Genomic DNA, 16,786 nt, shown 5'->3' with positions numbered 1-16,786 from the left:
ATGAAAAAGATCGTATTTCTCATTGCCCTCGCGCTAGCGTCTTCCACGCTGATCTCAAGCGGCCACGCGCAGCAGGGCGCTGCCGCGCCGGCACTCGATGTTCTGCAGCGCGCCGACGGCGTCAAAATCGTGCCGGAGAGGTTCCTGCGCGCCTATGATCCCGTGACGATCTTCTTTTCCAACGATACCGGCCCCGCGAGCGGCGGCCCGGAAGACGCGCCCGAACGTTTCGTGACGATGGAGCCGGCGGCTGCCGGCGCCTGGCAATGGCTCGGCCCGCGCGCCCTGCAATTCAGGCCGGCCGACAAGTGGCAGCCGCTTGCCCGCGTCAAGGTCAAGATGCTGGCGCATGACAAGGATGCTGGCGGCGAGACCGAACTGATACCGCTGCTGCCGGTGCCGGTCTCCACGGCCCCGGCTGCTGCCGACGATCCGGTCACCGAGCTCGACCAGATCACCTTGACCTTTGCCGAACCCGTCGATGTCGCGGCGCTGAGCCGGCTTCTGTCGATCGAGCTGCGTCCGGCGCCCGGCATTGGCGACGAGGGCGGCCTGATGCTGGGGGCGCAGGATTTCGATATCCAGCCGCTGGAACGCAGCGGCCGCAGCGACCAGCAATCCTATGTGGTGAAGCTGCATGCGAGCGTGCCCGATGGCCGCGTCGCCATTTTACGGCTGAAGCTTGCCGACACGCCTGATTTCAGCGATCAGACCTTCGAATTGCGGGTGCGCACCGCCGTGCCCTTCACCATGACCAAGTCCGATTGCGGGCGCGGCTTCGACGCCACCACGAGCGACGGCATGATGCGCTGCACGTCCAACGCCACCGTCAGCGATGACAGCGGCGCGGTCGACGATGACGGCAACCCCGTCGGCCGAGGGCTGATCTTCCGGTTTTCCAGCAATCCGGTGGCTGGGGAGCAGCTCTCGGTCCGGGACGCCCTGCGCATTTCTCCGCCGGTCGACGATCTCAAGGCGGAAGCAAGCAGCGGGCGGCTTTATATCAACGGCCGCTTTCTCACCGACAAGGTCTATACGCTCGATGTCGCCGCCGGCGCCTTGAGCGATGAGCGCGGCAGGCCGCTCGCTGAGGGCTTCAGCCGCAAATTCGCCTTCGCCCCGGAACAGTCCTCGCTCGTCTGGGATGCCTCGCAGGGGGTGGTCGAGCGCTTTGGCCCGCAACTCGTGCCGTTGCGCGGACGCGGTTATGACCGGGCCGATGTGCGCATCCATGCGATCGATCCGCTGTCGCGCGATTTTTGGCCTTTCCCGCAATCCGGCCTCGATACCGACGACGACGAAGCGCCGCCGCTGCCCGGCAACGAGCCGCAGAAATGGGCCGACAGCGATGAGATTTCGGCCGATGCGATCCAGGCGCGCATCAAGGCGTTGGGCTCGCCGGCCATATCGCAATTCGTGGATCTGCCGATCAAGAAGGGCGGCGTCGACACCAAGTTCGGCCTCGATCTGAAATCCTTTTTTTCCAGGATTGCCGGCACCGACCAGCCCGGCACTTACCTCGTCGGCCTGCGCGCGGTCGATAATCAAACCCGCCATTGGCTTCGGGTGCAGGTCACCGACCTGACCCTGAGCGCCGTGGAGGAACCGGGCCGGGTGCGCTTTGCCGTCACCTCGCTTGCCGGCGGCAATCCGATCGCCGGAGCGCAGATCCGTCTCGACGGTTTGCGCGACGGCAACTTCGTCACGCTCGCGACCGGGACGACAGACGCCGAGGGTTTCTTTTCCTGGGAACTGCAGCAGCGCACCGATGCGAAGATCCGGCGGGTGATCGTGACGAAGGGGCTGGATACTCTGGTTGTCGACCCCGATCATGCCCCGGCGCAATATGCCAGGGATAACTGGACCAAGCCGTCGGCCTCGTGGCTGGAGTGGACCACCGATCCGGAAGACAATCGGACCGAGCAAAGCCGCACGCTCTGCCACATCTTTACCGAGCGGCCGATCTATCGCCCGGAAGAGCCGGTGCATATCAAGGGCTTTGTCCGCAGCTATCTCGGTGGCCACCTGACGCTGCCGGCGCAGGGCGGCCAGATCGTGATCACCGGCCCCGACCAACAGGAATGGCGCGTGCCGGTGCGGCTGGACGCGTCCGGCAGCTTTTACCACAAATTCGACGCCGAGACGCCGGCGACCGGCGATTACGAGGTTCACTTCGAACCGGGTGACGCGGCTCAGGCCCCAGACCAAAGCCAACCGGCGCAGACATCTGATGACGACGGCAATGCCGACAGCCAGCCGAGCGACGGCAACAGCGACGATGCGACGGCCGACGACAGCCAGGCCGAGACTGCCGAGAGTGCCGACACCGACGGCAGCGGCGACAAGACCGTCCAATGCGGCAGCATCTCCTTCAAGAAGGAGGCTTATCGGCTGCCGACCTTCGAAGTCGTGCTCAACAATCCGGAAACCGTACCGCTCGATTCCTCCTTCAATGTCGATCTGATCGCGCGCTATTTCGCCGGCGGCCTGCTGGCCGATCGCCCCATCCGCTGGCGCGCGGTGCAATATCCCTACAATTGGACGCCGCCCGGCCACGAAGGCTTCCTGTTTTCGACGGATTCCCGCTACTCCGGCGGCGGCGAGTTCAAATCCTCGCCCGCGCTCGAACGCGACGGCAGCACCGATGCCGGCGGCGCCGCGCGCATCAGCTTCGACACGACGATCGAGCCGACGGCGCAACCCCGCCGCTACATGATCGAGGCAACGGTGACCGGCGACGACGACCTGCAGGTGCGCAGCATCACCGACGTCTATGCGGTCCCGCCCTTCGTGCTTGGTCTGAAACTGCCGCGCTACGTGCCGACGCCCGGCGCCATCGAGCCCGAGATCCTCGCCGTCGACGGCAATGGCGATCCCGTCGCCGGGCTGGAGATGACGGCGCGCCTGATCCACCGCAACTGGACGTCGACGCTGCAGGCGAGCGACTTCAGCCAGGGTTCGGCGAAATACATCACGCAGCAAATGGACGAGACCGTGCTGGAGCGTAAGATTACCAGCACGTCGGAGATTCAGACCCTGGCGCTCGAGGCGAAGGACGCCGGCGTCTACGTTCTGCAGCTCGAAGCCAGCGACCGGATCGGCCGCCGGCAGCAGGTGAGCGTCGACTTCTTCGTCGGCGGCACTACGCCGGTCACCTGGGGGCAGCCGCCCGCCCGCACCGCGGTCGTCACGACAGACAAGGACAGCTACATCCCCGGCGAGACCGCCAACCTGCTGATCCAGTCGCCCTTCCAGACAGCCCGCGCGCTTGCCGTCGTCGAAGAGCCCGAGGGGACGTTCCGCTATGACTGGGTCGATATCGCCGATGGCTACGGCCATTACGCAGTGCCGGTCCGCAAGGAATATACGCCTGAAATTCCCGTGCACTTCCTGATCATGCGCGGCCGGCTGGAGACCAGCATTCCCTCGCCGAACGCGCCCTTCGACCAGGGCAAGCCAGTCACCATCGCCGCGACGAAGACGGTGGCGGTCAAGCCGGTGAAAAACACGGTCGCCGTGACCCTGGACTATCCGAAAAAGGCCCGCCCCGGCGACGAAGTGGAGGTGACGCTGCATCTGGCCGACGATACCGGTCAGCCGATCGCGGGCGATGCCACCTTCTGGCTGATCGACCAGGCGGTGCTGTCGCTGGCACCGGAGCAGCCACTGGATCCGCTGCCGAATTTCATCGTCAAGCGCCCCTCCACCATGGCGCTACGCGACACCCGCAACATGGCCTTCGGCATCATTCCCCTGGACGAGGTCCCGGGCGGCGACGAGCGGGAGGACTGGGGCACGGACAACAATATATCCGTCCGCAAGAATTTCACGCCGGTGCCGATCTATCTTCCGGACGTGAAGGTCGGCCCGGACGGCGTCGCCAGGATCAAGGTGAAACTGCCGGACTCACTGACCGTCTTCAAGCTGCGCGCCAAGGCCGTCAGCGGTCCCGACCGCTTCGGCTACGGCACCGGCGAAATGCTGATCCGCCAGGAGATCGTGGCGCAACCCGCCCTGCCCCGCTTCCTGCGTTATGGAGACCAATTCGAGGCCGGCTTCATTGCCCGCGTCGTCGAGGGCAGTGGCGGCGCCGGCGCTGCTTCCATTGCTGCAGACGGATTGACGCTGGCAGGCAGCAAGGATCTCGCCTTTACCTGGGAACAGAACAAGCCGGCGCATATCGGCGTTCTCGCCGCGGTGCCCGAGCCACAGCCCGGCAAGGAGGACGTGCGGCTGCGTTTCGGGGTCGAACGCCTGGACGACCGCGCCAGCGACGCCGTCGAAATCACGCTGCCGGTAAAGCCCGACCGCGTTCCGACCAGGCATTACGAGATCGTCGAAATCCCGGCGGGCGGCTCGAAAACGCTGCCGGCGCTTCAGGAAAATCTGCGCCCCGGATCGTTTCAGCGGGTGATGACGCTGACCTCCGATCCGGCATTGGTCAAGCTCGTCGCCGGGCTCAACACCTTGGTGGAAGCTCCCTACGGCTCCACCGAACAGCGGATATCGCTCGCCTCCTCCGGCGTCGCCTTCAAAAGTTTCGCCCCCATCCTGGCCGCGGCGCAGCTCGAGAAACGCATCGACGGCGATGTGCACAATACCGTGCTGGCAATCGGCCAGGCGGTCGATGCCGATGGCCTCGTCGGCTTCTGGCCGCACAGCAAGGGCAATGTCTCGCTGACGGCCTGGGCCTATTCCTTCCTGGTCGCGGCCGACAAGGCCGGAGAACCGACCGACAAGGCTTTGACGGATCGCCTGGCGAGCGTGCTGAAACTATCGCTGCGCTCGGACTATCCGCATCTCATCAGCGGCGACGAGCTTCGCGAACGGGTCGAGGCCCTGACGGCGCTCGCCGAAGGCGGCGCGCTCGATCCCGCCTATACGGCCGAACTTGCCCGCTCGGCCGCCGTGATGCCGAATGTCAGCGTGGCCAGAATGACGGCGGCGGCCGCGGCGGCACCCGATGCCGACCAACGCCTTGTCGGCGGCCTTGCCGACACGATGTGGTCGCGCGTGCGCATCCTCTCCCGCAATGGCCAGCTGGTTTATGACGGCCAAGCCCAGGATGGCGGCAGCCCGATCATCCTGCCTTCGGAAACCCGCAGTCTTGCCGAAATGGTGCGCGCGGCGGCTCTGACCTCGGAAACGGATCCGCGTTATCCCGCCTTGAAAAATGCCTTGCTGCAGCTCGGCGAAGGCGATGGCTGGGGCTCGACCAATGCCACGTCGGCCGCGATCCGCGCGCTTGCTGCTGCCTGGCAGCGGCCGACGACGCCTTTGCCGCTGACGCTGGCTCAGAGCGGCAATGTGCAAAAGCTGACGCTCGACGCCAATGCGCCCGTGTTGCGGCAGGTGACCCTGGATCCGAGCGCCGTCACCATCCAGAATACCGGAACGACGGCCGCTCTTGCGCTGGTGGAAACCAGCTATCTCTCCGCTGAAGCCGGCTATACCGCGCCGGCCGAGAGCCAGGGCTTTGCGCTCACCCGCACGCTCTACCGCGTGCCGGCCGGCGATGCGCCGCTGGAGAAGCTGATCCCCGATGCCAAAGGGGCGATCGAGCTCAAGGTCGGCGACGTGCTGGAGGAAAGGGTCGAACTTGTTGTCTCCGAAGATCGCACCCATGTGGCGCTGACCCTGCCGCTGGCGGCGGGGCTCGATCCTCTCAACCCGAATATCGCCACCGCCCCGGCCGAGGCCACACCTGCCATGGCGTCGAACCTGCCGAGCGACTGGGTCTCCTATGGCGACGATCAGGTCTTCTGCGCGGCGGACAGACTTCCGAAAGGCAATTACACCTTCGCCTACCGGACGCGCGCCCTGATCCCCGGTACGTATACGCAGCCGCGGGCCCTTGCCGAAACCATGTACCAGAAGGGGGTTCAGGGAATGAGCGCTGCCGTACAAATCGTGGTGGCGAAGTAGGCCGCCGCCATCAGGACGACATCAGGCGAGGAGCCAGTCAGCCGGCTAATGACACTCTTGGGAAGGCGCCGATCGAAGCTCGTTCTTTTCTCCTCGCTGCTTCTCGCAGCGGGGGCCCTTGCCTATGCCTATCTCATCGATCAGCGCGCCCAGCTGATCGCGCCTTCGCCGACGCCGATCCTCTATGATCGCAGCGGCACCTTCCTCACGCAGATCGGCCATGCCGACGGCACGAGCGGGCGCATCGATTATGGCTATTGGCCGCTGGAGCAATTGCCCGACCGCGTCGTCAAGGCGACGCTTGCCCTCGAAGACAGGCGGTTCTACGACCATATCGGCGTCGACCCCTATGCGGTCGGCCGGGCAGCCTGGCAAAATCTCAGTGGCGTCGGGCGCCGCTCGGGCGCCTCGACCATTGCGATGCAGGTGGCGCGGATGCAGCAGCCGGAATCGCGCAGCTTCACGCACAAGATCCTCGAGGCCGGCACCGGTGTGCTGCTGACCCTGCGTTACGGCCGCGACGCCACGCTGGCGCAATATTTGCGGCTGGCGCCTTACGGCAACGGCAGCCACGGCATCGCCCATGCCGCGCGGCTCTATTTCGACAAGCCGGTGGCGGACTTGTCCTGGGCCGAGATCGCGCTGCTGTCGGCCATCCCGCAATCGCCGACCCGGATGAACCCGCTGCGGCCGCAGGGCTTGCGCCGGGCCGTTCACCGCGGTCATCACATCCTCGAGGCGCTGGCGAAACAGAATATCCTTGCCGCCGACGAGGCGGAGATCGCCCACCGCCAGCTCGACGCCATGCGGATGCCCGACCTGCCGCGCCGCCCGGACGCCCTGCACCTGATCCTGCGGTATCACGACCTGATCGAGACCGGCCTGGTGGCACCCGCCTCGGCGGCTGCGCCGCTGATCCACACGACGATCGACCTCGGCCTGCAGGCCGACGTCACCGCTCTTGCGCGGCAATATCTCGACGGCTGGCGCTCTGCGGGCGCCCAGCAAGTCGGCGTCATGGTGGTGTCGCGTCAAACCGGCGAGGTGCTCGCCCAGGTGGGGTCGAGCAATTATTACGGCAGGCATGCCGGCGCCTTCGACTATACGCGGACGCAGCGCTCCCCCGGCTCGACGCTCAAACCCTTCATTTACGCGCTGGGCTTCGAGCGCGGCGTGCTGAAGCCGACCGATATGCTGCTGGATCTGCCGGAAGGCGCAGCGGGCATCGGCGATGCCGACCGCGAATTCCTCGGACCCATGCTGCCGCGCCAGGCGCTCGCCAATTCGCGCAATGTGCCCGCCACCAATCTGCTGCGCAGCATCGGGTTGGAGACGACCTTCCGCTTTCTGCGCGATCTCGGTCTGCACGATTTGGAAACGCCGGCCGATCATTTCGGCCTGTCGATGGCGATCGGCTCCTTGCCGACACGCCTGGACAGGCTGATGCGGGCCTATGGCGTGCTGGCAAATGACGGCCAGTTGCAGGATCTGCGCTGGGCGCGCGAGCAGCCGCAGCCGCAATCCGTGCGGGTGATTTCGCTCGATACGGCCCGGCTGATCACCTCCTTCCTCTCCGATCCGCAGGCCCGGCTGCCGAGCTTCCACCGCTACGGCACGCTGGAATATCCCTTCCCCGTCGCCATCAAGACCGGCACCTCGCAAGGTTACCGGGATGCCTGGGCCGTGGCCTATTCGGAAAAGGTCATCGTCGGCGTCTGGATCGGGCGGGGCGACGACGGCACGATGAGCCGGATGACCGGCGCCGGTAGTGCCGCCCGCCTCGTGCACGCGATCATCGACCGGGTCCACGGCAACAAGCCGGGAGACATCGCCGATGCGCGGTTTCCGACACCGCCGGACCGCAAGCCCATGCAGGTCTGCCTCGTCAACGGACAGACAGACGACAACGGCTGCAGCCGGACGCTGGTGGAATGGCTGAAGCCCGACGAGATGCCGAAGGCGGCTGCGCCATCGCCTCGCCCGGACGCCGGCCTTACGTCTATCCCGATCAGTGCAACAGCGGGCAAGAGCCCGAATTATGCGCTCGCCGGTGGCGATGCCAACGCCAAGATCCATCTCGCCATATCGGCACCCGCCCGCAACAGCCAGATCTGGCGCAATCCGGAACAGCCGGCCGCGTTCGACCGGCTGCCGCTGAAGGCCGATGTGCAGCCGCATGTGCCGCAAATCGTCTGGTATGTCGACGGCCAGCCCTTCGCCGTCACCGACCCCGACCAGCCTGTCTTCTGGCCCATCCAGCGGGGTGAACACCGCTTCCAGATCCGCCTGCCCTACCGCGACGAAACCTCCGCGGTGGTGCCGGTCTTTGTGCAGTGAGAAGGTCGCGTCGTCCGTCGTAAGCGGCTGTCGCACACTCAGCAATCCTGCACTTAGCGTCGAGGGCCTGTAGCCTTAACTGTAGGCTGCTCTACTCGTATGAGCTGAACATAATTCCGACTATTATTACGGCAGGTATCATCGCAAGAATATTTGCCTTTGCGGCATAGCCGTGATCTGCAGCAATTGTTTTCGCGGCGAGCACATGCCCAAGTGCGCAGCCTAAAATTAGGGCGAGCATAACTGGTTGTTTTTGAAGTCCAAAGCAAGCGAGGGCCACGCCGAGAGAAACGAGGCCCAGCCAAATCGAAGCAGTAACTTTTAAAAAACGCATGCGTCAGGCTCTCCAGTGCAGATCCACTTGATATGCCGCCTGGAGCTTTCCATTTGGTGAAAATGCTATGTAGAGTTGCTTCGAAGGCGCCATCGGCCTTTGACCCCTGCAATAGCTGAATCCGATCGGCGTGATAGGTTGCTGTTGATGGCTTGAAAGCTTGCAGGCATGTGTGTCGGTCCCTACGGTTATCGGACACGAACAGTAAACGGACATTGATGTTGGCTGGCATGGCGTGGGAATACAAGGGATTTTACATTCCTAAAGAGGATGACTGGCAGCCTGAAGATCCCAGTGACTTCGGCTTCTGGATGGACTTCTATGTCGGCAATGGCAGCGGTCGGGATGCATTTAGCGTTCTTGTGTGTTCGCTTCCATGGTTCATGCGGGAACACGGGCATCAGGTCATCAGCGGACGTAATGTGATCTTCCTGCCCCGATTTGACCGAAGCGCTCTTGATGAGTTTCTCAAGGCGAAATGTTCAGAAGAAGATGCCGGGAAAAGTCCTCACACGACGATGCTGAAGATCGACGGCATCGGCGAGTGGGAATACCGCTACAGGTTCTGATCAGCAATCCAGCGCGGGATGGTCTGCGCGGCTGCAATGGGCCGATGCCGCATGCCGTTGCGCCGGACAGGCATCGTCCTTATTTCCCTAGAGCGAGGCCGACATAAATCGCAACCGTATTCGTCGCTGTCCTTGCTCCAGAAGCCGCCCCACACTCCGTCATCCCAGGGCTTGATGACCCTGGGATCCACAACCAAGCCCCCTGCTTAATTGTTTTCCTGCAGTTGGATGCGGTGCCTTTTCACGCAGCGCCAGCCGCATGGATCCCAGGGTCACAGGCTATGGAGATCAGATGCCCGGACGTTCCCTCACCAGTTTCCTCGAAATGGGCCTGGCGACAAACACTCCGCCACTGCCTGCCAGACCGGATCCCCACGGCTCCGCTCGGCGCCAGTGGTGGTGCTGATCCGTAAGCACCGGTGATGGACAAAGCCCGCGTAACCTACCGTAAGATACGTTGGTGCGGCAGCGCACCCCGCCTATGCTGCAAGTGCTAAGAAAGCGATTGGCATATACGCCATGCGCCGAGAAAGCACGAGGATCAAGAATTTCGCCCAGCATTCAGTCTTAAAGCTCCCGCCAGGCGCGGTGAGCCAGGAGGTTTGGCATGTGGTTCCCTTCCTATCTCCCCGCGCATGGTCTCGCGAGCCAGTTCGGCCAGGCCTTCGACTATCTGAGAGATGCGGGCCAGCGCAGCGTGCTCTTCTGGGACGTGATGCGAAAACGCGGCAATCAGTATCGCATCAATGCCGAAGCGCCCGCACCGCATGTGCTGAGCTTCACGCCTGAACTGCTGCTCGATGGGCGCACGCTGGAGCGGCCCGTCAACTATGCGCTGGTGCGCATCGTCCCGCCCGCGGGCATAGAGATCGACCAGACGCGACGGCCCTTCGTCGTGGTCGATCCGCGCGCCGGCCACGGACCGGGGATCGGCGGCTTCAAGGCCGATAGCGAAATCGGCGTGGCGTTCGCCGCCGGTCATCCCTGTTACTTCATCGGCTTCCTGCCGGAGCCGGTGGAAGGCCAGACGATCGAGGATATCGCGGCGGCCGAAGCGATCTTCCTGGAGAAGGTGATTGCGCTGCATCCGGGAGCCGATGCCAAACCCTGCGTGATCGGCAATTGCCAGGCAGGCTGGGCCGTGATGATGCTCGCCGCCATGCGGCCCGAGCTTTTCGGCTCGATCATCATCGCCGGCGCGCCGCTTTCCTATTGGGCCGGCGAACGCGGCAAATATCCGATGCGCTACACGGGCGGCCTGCTCGGCGGCACATGGTTGACGGCATTGATGGCAGACCTTGGCCACGGCAAGTTCGACGGCGCCTGGCTGGTGCAGAATTTCGAGAACCAGAACCCCGCCAACACGCTCTGGAACAAGCAGTATAATCTCTATTCCAAGATCGACACGGAAGAGGAGCGTTACCTCGGCTTCGAGCAATGGTGGGGCAATCATGTCAATCTGAACGCCGAGGAGATCCAGTTCATCGTCGACGAACTCTTCGTCGGTAACAATCTCTCTGCCGGACGCATAGAGACCTCAAAGGGTGAAGCGATCGATCTCCGGAACATCCGCGCACCGATCGTGGTCTTCTGCTCCAAGGGCGATAATATCACCCCGCCCGCCCAGGCGCTCGGCTGGATTGTCGACCTCTATGACAGCGTCAACGAGATACGCTCGCATGGCCAGACGATCGTCTACACAGTGCACGAAAAGATCGGCCATCTCGGCATTTTCGTCTCCGCCAGCGTCGCCCGCAAGGAACATGGCGAATTCTCCAGCAATATCGACCTGATCGACGCGCTGCCGCCCGGCCTTTACGAGGCGACATTCGAGGCGAAGACCGAGGCAACCGTCGGCGGCGATCTCGTCGACGGCGATTGGATCATGCGCTGCGAGGAAAGGACGCTGGACGACATACGCGCGCTCGGCTGCAACAATGCCGCCGACGACCGGCGCTTTGCGGCGGCAGCCAAGGTCTCCGAGATCAATCTCTCGCTCTACCGGACCTTCGCCCAGCCCTTCATCCGCGCCATGATGGCGGAACGGGTGGCCGAAGGAATGCGTCGGCTGCATCCGCTGCGCCTGCAATATGAACTCCTCTCCGATCTCAATCCGCTGATGGCGCGCGTCGCCGAGATGGCCGCCAAGGTGGAGGAAGACCGTCGTCCGGTCGCCGGCGATAATCCGTTCCTGGCTCTGGAACAGATCGTCTCGCGCCAGATCGTTGCCGGGCTCGACGCCTGGCGCGAAGGCATCGAGGCCATCAGCGAGGCGACCTTCCTCACCGTCTATGGTTCGCCCTTCCTTCAGGCGGCCGTCGGCATCGATCCACGAGACGAGAAGCCGCAGCGGCGCGCGAGCAAGACTGCGCTGCATGCCCAGACGCTCAAAGCGCGAATTGGCGAGTTGCGAGCCCGGATAGAAAAGGGCGGGCTGCAGGAAGGTCTCGCCCGCAGCTTGCTCTATGTCGCCATGGCCCATGGGGCCGCCGACGAACGCGGCTTTGCCGCCATCCGCCGGATGCGCCGCATCGAAGACGGAATGCCGGCCATGACGCTTGCCGAATTCAAGGCGCTGATCCGCGACCAGTTCCTGATGCTCGTCATCGACGAGAAGGCGACCGTCGCGGCGATCCCGCATCTGCTGCCCGCAGACGAGGACGCCCGTCGTCTTGCGCTGAGCTCGCTGCGTCAGGTGCTTACCGCCCGCGGCGCGCTGACAGGCGAAGCGGAGGAGCGCTTTCAGACGATCGTCGGCCTCTTCGGCGTTTCCGAAGAGCCGCTCGCCGGCCCGGCATCACTGGAGGCGCCGACGCCGCTGAAGACCGTCAGGCGCGCAAAGTAACGGGAGCACAGACAGATGACGGAATGGGAAAACTCCGGGGAAACCGGGCGGCACGAGAAATATGAGCGGCTGATCGCAAGAGCAAGGCAGGCTCCCGAAATGACGATGGTCGTGGCTCATCCCTGCGACGAGTCAGCCTTGCGCGGCGCGGTCGAGGCGGCCGAAATGGGCCTGGTACGCCCGGTCCTCGTTGGCCCGGTGCAAAAGATGCGCACCGTCGCCACCGCGCACAGTATCGATATCTCGCCTTTCGAGCTGGTGGATGCACCTCACAGCGATGCGGCGGCAGCCAAAGCCGTCGAGATCATCCGCGAAGGCCGCGCCGATCTCCTCATGAAAGGCAGCCTGCACACGGATGAGCTAATGCGGGCCGTGACTTCGTCGGCGACGGGCCTGCGGACGGCGCGGCGTATCAGCCATGTCTTCATCATGGACGTGCCGAACTATGCCGAAACGCTGTTCATCACCGATGCTGCGATCAACATTGCTCCCGATCTCGATGTCAAGCGCGATATCATCCAGAATGCCATCGATCTCTTCACCGCGATCGGCCTCGGCACGCCGCGCGTTGCGATCCTTTCGGCAGTCGAGACGGTGACCTCCAAGATCCCCTCGACGATCGAGGCGGCGGCCCTGTGCAAGATGGCCGAGCGTGGCCAGATTACCGGCGGCATTCTCGACGGACCGCTCGCCTTCGACAATGCGATCGACCCCGAAGCCGCACGGATCAAAGGCATCCAATCACAGGTGGCAGGCCGGGCACAGATCCTCGTCGTTCCCAATCTGGAAGCCGGCAACATGCTGGCGAAAAACCTGACGTTCCTGGCGCGGGCGGATGCCGCCGGTCTCGTGCTCGGTGCACGCGTGCCGATCATCCTGACATCGCGGGCCGACAGCGTGCGCGCCCGCCTCGCCTCTTGCGCCGTCGGCGTGCTTTTTGCCGAAGCCCGACGCACGGCGGCGCCGATCCAAGGGGGCTGATCCATGGACACGATCCTCGTCATCAATGCCGGCTCCTCCAGCCTGAAATTTGAACTCTTCGCCTCGGTGGGCGTGCTGAGGCGGCTCGTCAAAGGCAAGATGGACGGCATCGGCACTGCCCCGCACCTGGCCATCAAGAGTGCCGGTGGCGACCGGCTGGCCGACGAAACCTATCCGCATGAGACCGTACCCGACCTGCCGGCGGCCATGCGTCTCGTCGGCCAATGGCTGCGCGAGCGGCACGAGGGCGAAATGGTCGCCGTCGGCCACCGCGTCGTCCACGGCGGCCCTGACCATACGCACCCGGTCCGCGTCGACCAGAACATCCTGCGCGAACTGGAGGGCTTCACGCCGCTCGCTCCCCTGCACCAGCCGAACAATCTCGCGCCCATCCGCGCGCTGCTCGAACACCAGCCCCATCTCGCCCAGATCGCCTGTTTCGACACCGCCTTCCATCGCGGTCACGACCCGATGACAGATCACTATGCCATTCCCGCCCATTATTTCGCCGAGGGCGTACGGCGCTATGGTTTTCACGGCCTCTCCTACGAATATGTCGCGGGGCGGCTTGCCGAGATCGCCCCCGATATCGGCCGTGGCCGTGTCATCGTCGCCCATCTCGGAAGCGGCGCTTCCCTCTGTGCGCTGAAGGATGGCAAAAGCATCGAGAGCACATTTGGCTTCACCGCCCTCGATGGCCTGCCGATGGGCACGCGCTGCGGCCAGATAGACCCCGGCGTGCTGCTCTACCTCCTGCAGGGGGGCATGACGGCAGCCGAATTGCAGGACCTGCTCTACAAGGAATCCGGCCTCAAGGGTCTCTCCGGCATCAGCAACGACGTGCGCGACCTGCTCGCCAGCGAAGCGCCGGGCGCCGCGCTGGCTCTCGACCATTTCGTTCATCGTATCGGTCTTAATGCCGGCGCGCTTGCGGCCGCCCTCGGCGGGCTGGACGCCTTTGTCTTCACTGCCGGCGTCGGGGAGAACTCTCCTGTCATGCGCGAACGCATCAGCCGAAAGCTCGCCTGGCTCGGCGCCACGCTCGATCCCGCACGAAATGCGGCCGGCGAATTGCTGATCTCGACAGACCAAAGCAAGGTCGCGCTCTACTGCGTGCCGACCGACGAGGAGCTGATGATCGCGCGACACACATTCGCACTGCTCGCCCCATGATGGGCAAATCGTTCGACCAGAGACGGAGCTGATAATGATCCCGGAAATGAAGGCCAAACTTCTTGAAGGCAAGCGCGGCCTGGTGGTCGGCATCGCCAACGACCAGTCGATCGCCTGGGGCTGCGCCAGAGCTTTCCGCGCGCTTGGCGCCGAACTCGCCGTCACCTATCTGAACGATAAGGCCAAACCCTATGTCGAACCGCTTGCCGACGCGCTGGAGGCACCGTTCTTCCTGCCGCTCGATGTATCGGTCCCCGGCCAATTGGAGTCCGTCTTCGACGCCATTTCCGACCATTGGGGCGAGCTCGATTTCGTCGTCCACTCGATCGCCTTTTCGCCGAAGGACACGCTGCAGGGCCGCGTCGTCGACGCGCCGCGCGACGGCTTCCTGAAGACGATGGACATTTCCTGCTGGTCCTTCATCCGCACGGCCCATCTCGCCGAACCGCTGATGAAACGCGGCGGCACGCTCTTCACCATGACCTATTACGGCAGTCAGATGGTGGTGAAGAACTACAACATCATGGGCGTCGCCAAGGCAGCGCTGGAAAGCGCCGTGCGCTACCTCGCCGCCGAACTCGGCCCCAAAGGCATCCGCGTCCACGCCATCTCACCCGGCCCGCTCGCGACACGCGCCGCCTCCGGCATCCCGGAATTCGACGCGTTGCTGAACAAGGCCCAGGAAACCGCGCCGACCCGCAGCCTCGTGTCGATCGACGATGTCGGCATGGCCACCGCCTTCCTGGCGCATGATGCGGCCAGGCTGATTACCGGCGATACGATCTATATCGACGGCGGCTATCACATTATCGATTAGCGGCTGCCATGATCGCACGCGGTCGTGCCGGTCTAGGTGCAGTGAGAAGGTCGCAATGCCCACAAATCCTGCGACCGAGTGACGGCTGGTTCGGCGGGCTCAGCGGCGGACGCGGTAGCGGATGTGCGTGGCCTCGGGTGTATCGATCACCCGGACGATCTCCAACTCGACGCGCGATGGTAAGACTTCGAACATTCGGCGGCCACCTCCGAACAAGACTGGAACCTGGTGTATTTGCAGTTCGTCGAGCACGCCAGCTTCCAGCGCCCGTTGCGCCGTATACGCGCCAAGCATCAACACGTCGCGGTCCCCGGCGGCGGTCTTTGCCTGCGCCATAGCGCTCGCGATCCCGTCGTTCACGTATTTGACCAACGGATAATTCGCGACGGATGGCCCGGGCGGCCTGTGACTGGGTACGAAGATCGGCACACCGTGATTGTCACCGCCCCAGTGATCGACCTGTTCCACGGTTCGCCGACCCGCCAGAATCGCACCTGGCGCGTTCCATTCGTCCCACAACTGCCCGACCGGTCCGGTCGGTCGGGAAAAATCCCCGTACCACTCGTGCAACCGCATAAAGTCGTCGCCGCCGGGATTGCCTACTTCATCGTTGGGCCCCGCGATATATCCGTCCAGTGACATGGACATGAAGAGCACTGATGCAGACACTTTTATCTCCTATGGTCTTTTCCAAACTGGGGCAGTGGCAATGCGCTCTGCGGTTGGACCGTTGATGCAAAAGCTCGTTCAGGCAAGCGGAGAGCGGGGCTGACGGTCTTGATGTTCCCAAGGACGCTCGAGCGACGCCGACGCCGACATGCCGAATACGGATTTTTGGTACTGCCCTATTTTTCAAGGGGCCGGACCATGCTCGAGCCAACTGGTTTGGTCCGGCCCCTATCCACCGACCCCATATTCCGTCAGACAATGGGCCCAGACAGCTAGAGCGCGGCCGACGTAAATCGCAACCCTATTCGTCGCTGTTCTTGCTCCAGCAGCCGCCCCACTCTCCGTCTTCCCAGGGCTTGACCCTGGGATCCATGCGGCTGGCACTGCGTGGACAGAGATGGCGTCCAACTGCAGGGAAGTTATTGAAGCCGCGTGCTTGGTTGTGGATCCCAGGGCCAAGTGTAAAGCCCGGATACATACCTGACAGATGTTCGGAGACATGCCTGACACTTTCGAGATGATTTTTCGGGAGGTCGGCATGGTTTGGCGGTCGAGGTCAGTTGTGGATGAACGATTGGAATTCTGCCGGTTGGCGGGGCTTAAGCATCTCGGCAACACCTCTCGTCCGCTGCCCTGGCTCCAGAAATCGCCCCACTCTCCGTCATCCCAGGGCTTGACCCTGGGATCCACAGCCAAGCACTCTGCTGGAATGGCAGGATACGTTTACATCGTCACCAACCAGAAAAACGGCACGCTCTATATCGGCGTGACATCCGATCTGGAGCGCCGCATCTATGAGCATCGGGAGGGGCTGACGCCGGGCTTTGCCTGGAAATACGGCTGTACCCGCCTCGTGTGGTACGAGGAGCATTGGGATATCGGCACGGCGATCCAACGCGAAAAGTCAATGAAGCGATGGAACCGGCAGTGGAAAATCGACTTGGTCGAAGCGATGAATCCCGAGTGGGACGATCTCTATCTGACGCTGTGGTGATGCCATCTTTGTTCACGTGTGCCAGCCGCATGGATCCCAGGGTCAAGTGTAAAGCCCGGATACATACCTGACAGATGTTCGGAGACATGCCTGACACTCAGTGCTGGCTTTTGAGATCGATTTTTGCGACCTGTGTTGCGCC

The 16,786-nt window shown here is 63.5% G+C and carries 10 protein-coding genes; 8 read left to right on the top strand and 2 right to left on the bottom strand.

Annotated features, from left to right (window positions below; genetic code table 11):
* Both GGD57_RS04960 and GGD57_RS04955 read left to right on the top strand, forming a co-directional pair.
* Entirely contained in the window at nucleotides 1-5,925 is a 5,925-nt protein-coding gene (locus GGD57_RS04960; protein WP_184467446.1) for an alpha-2-macroglobulin, read from the top strand.
* Nucleotides 5,926-5,973: 48 nt separating this feature from the next.
* Nucleotides 5,974-8,262 carry a transglycosylase domain-containing protein gene (locus tag GGD57_RS04955; RefSeq protein ID WP_246713551.1) on the top strand — a complete coding sequence of 763 codons (2,289 nt, stop codon included), beginning with the start codon at nucleotides 5,974-5,976 and terminating at the stop codon, nucleotides 8,260-8,262.
* A 91-nt stretch (nucleotides 8,263-8,353) separates the two neighbouring features.
* Here GGD57_RS04955 and GGD57_RS04950 read toward each other — a convergent pair whose 3' ends face one another.
* The gene (locus GGD57_RS04950) at nucleotides 8,354-8,596 is read right to left on the bottom strand and encodes a hypothetical protein (protein WP_184467444.1); all 243 of its coding nucleotides are present in this window, start codon (nucleotides 8,594-8,596) and stop codon (nucleotides 8,354-8,356) included.
* Between the two features lie 218 nt (nucleotides 8,597-8,814).
* Here GGD57_RS04950 and GGD57_RS04945 point away from each other — a divergent pair, with 218 nt between their 5' ends.
* The 5 genes from GGD57_RS04945 (at nucleotide 8,815) to fabI (ending at nucleotide 14,981) form a co-directional block, all read left to right on the top strand.
* The gene (locus GGD57_RS04945) at nucleotides 8,815-9,165 is read left to right on the top strand and encodes an Imm8 family immunity protein (protein ID WP_210303742.1); all 351 of its coding nucleotides are present in this window, start codon (nucleotides 8,815-8,817) and stop codon (nucleotides 9,163-9,165) included.
* 607 nt (nucleotides 9,166-9,772) lie between these two features.
* Nucleotides 9,773-12,010 carry a DUF3141 domain-containing protein gene (locus GGD57_RS04940; RefSeq protein WP_184467440.1) on the top strand — a complete coding sequence of 746 codons (2,238 nt, stop codon included), beginning with the start codon at nucleotides 9,773-9,775 and terminating at the stop codon, nucleotides 12,008-12,010.
* 15 nt (nucleotides 12,011-12,025) lie between these two features.
* On the top strand, nucleotides 12,026-12,991 hold the full coding sequence (locus GGD57_RS04935) for a phosphate acetyltransferase (RefSeq protein ID WP_184467438.1): 966 nt from the start codon (nucleotides 12,026-12,028) through the stop codon (nucleotides 12,989-12,991).
* A 3-nt stretch (nucleotides 12,992-12,994) separates the two neighbouring features.
* Nucleotides 12,995-14,164 carry an acetate/propionate family kinase gene (locus GGD57_RS04930; RefSeq protein ID WP_184467436.1) on the top strand — a complete coding sequence of 390 codons (1,170 nt, stop codon included), beginning with the start codon at nucleotides 12,995-12,997 and terminating at the stop codon, nucleotides 14,162-14,164.
* Nucleotides 14,165-14,198: 34 nt separating this feature from the next.
* Nucleotides 14,199-14,981: an enoyl-ACP reductase FabI gene (gene fabI, locus GGD57_RS04925; RefSeq protein WP_184467434.1), complete on the top strand. Its 783-nt coding sequence runs from the start codon at nucleotides 14,199-14,201 to the stop codon at nucleotides 14,979-14,981.
* A 99-nt stretch (nucleotides 14,982-15,080) separates the two neighbouring features.
* Here fabI and GGD57_RS04920 read toward each other — a convergent pair whose 3' ends face one another.
* Nucleotides 15,081-15,638, bottom strand: a complete 558-nt coding sequence (locus tag GGD57_RS04920) for a dihydrofolate reductase family protein (protein ID WP_184467997.1) — start codon at nucleotides 15,636-15,638, stop codon at nucleotides 15,081-15,083.
* A 721-nt stretch (nucleotides 15,639-16,359) separates the two neighbouring features.
* On the opposite strand from GGD57_RS04920, the gene GGD57_RS04915 reads away from it, so the two are divergent.
* Nucleotides 16,360-16,644: a GIY-YIG nuclease family protein gene (locus GGD57_RS04915; protein WP_184467995.1), complete on the top strand. Its 285-nt coding sequence runs from the start codon at nucleotides 16,360-16,362 to the stop codon at nucleotides 16,642-16,644.
* The last annotated feature ends 142 nt before the right edge of the window (nucleotides 16,645-16,786 follow it).

This window comes from Rhizobium esperanzae (assembly GCF_014197615.1).
GTDB classification, from domain to species: Bacteria; Pseudomonadota; Alphaproteobacteria; order Rhizobiales; family Rhizobiaceae; genus Rhizobium; species Rhizobium esperanzae_A.
This window is presented reverse-complemented; position numbering and strand designations above follow the sequence as displayed.